The sequence below is a fragment of the Lactobacillus helveticus DSM 20075 = CGMCC 1.1877 genome, from assembly GCF_000160855.1.
GTDB lineage: Bacteria > Bacillota > Bacilli > Lactobacillales > Lactobacillaceae > Lactobacillus > Lactobacillus helveticus.
Window position 1 is genome coordinate 1 of record NZ_GG700753.1, and the last position, 1,489, is coordinate 1,489.

1 protein-coding gene is annotated in these 1,489 nt (G+C 31.6%); it reads right to left on the reverse strand.

Annotation, left to right across the window (positions count from 1 at the left end; genetic code table 11):
* The coding region (gene xerS / locus HMPREF0518_RS03705; protein ID WP_003626253.1) for a tyrosine recombinase XerS at positions 1–1,050 on the reverse strand (1,050 nt) is incomplete at its 3' end.
* Between the last annotated feature and the right edge of the window lie 439 nt (positions 1,051–1,489).

Consider the following 1,489-nt stretch of genomic DNA (forward strand, 5'->3'; position numbering starts at 1 on the left):
AGAAATGACATTTAATGCTGCTCGTTGCTTTTTTTGGTCTACGTGAGTGTATAAATCTGTGGCAGTAGTTCCTTTTTGACCTAATTGCTGTGCTACTAAAACCTGATCTTTAGTGACGGCATAAAGTTCAGATGCTAGTGTATGGCGCAATTTATGAGGTGTAAGAGGATGACCAAAACTTGCCGAATATTTGTTAACCATTTTTTCAATTGCATTAGTAGTCATTCGTTTGGTTTGGTTATGCCATCTAGTTAAAAAGAAAGCGGTCTGCTTAGGATCGGCCATATAGCGCTCAGCTCGAATTTTTTTATACTTTTTTATATAATCTAATGTCCATTCTGCAATAGGGACACTATCTTTTTGGCCACCTTTACGGGTAACGTCTAATATAGCATCTTTAATATTCAAATCCTGCATATCCACGCCGGCACATTCTGAGACTCTAATTCCTGTTCCTAAGATTAGAGCAATAATGGCCATATCACGTTCTTTATTCTTTTTAAAACCTGGTTTAGCCTGTTTATTGCATTTATTCTCATAATCATGAGCAATAAATTTAAGAAATTCGAATTTAAGATTTCCAGTGTACATATGTGATTCTAAAACGTGAGCTCGATAATTTAATGTCTTCGTGTCATTTAAAGATTCAATTTTAAGCATCACATTTCGTTCAAAATAGGACTTCCCATTATTATTGTCTGCTGTAATAGTTAAAAATTTAAATAAAGAGCGTAAGGCATTGATTGAACGATTGATAGTAGTGGGGGAGTTTAAATGACCCTGTTTATTCTTAGTATGCCCTAAGTTATCAATATAAAGCATGATATCATTTCGACGCAAATTGGCTAAAGTATCTGGCAAAATATGTTGATTATCTTGAGCAGAAGAAATACCTTCTTGACGCAGCCAATCAAAAAATCTGCGTATTTCAGTTAGGTATTGATAAGTAGTTGTCAAGGAATGATTAGTGCCCAAATTATATTGTTTAACAAAGTCCGGCATATTATCTAATTCAGTTTTGATTAAACTAAGATACTTAGTAGATTCCATAATTCCTCCTTATTCGAACAAACGTTTTAATAATTATATCATAGAAAAAGAGCAATAAAAAACACCTATCTTTTACAGGATAGGTGAACAAAAAGCTTCTATCTTTAATTATTACTCCCAATTCAACACTAATATTTATAGTATTAATGTAAAAACTGTTTGTAGATAATTAAAGAATAGAAGAATCACGTCACTATAACTAGAATACTAGCAATGCCGGTAGCAACACCTGAGCATTCCAGTTATAGTAACTTTGATTTTAATATCTATATAACGTAGACATTTAACATCAAGCAAAATGATCTATATTATTAGACAATGTTGTTTGTATGGTACAACTTACCTTTCAAGTATTTATTTTAAGATGATTATATCTAATGATCAAGTCTTAATGGCAAATTATTAAAAAATATTTTTATTTAACATTAACTTAGATTGG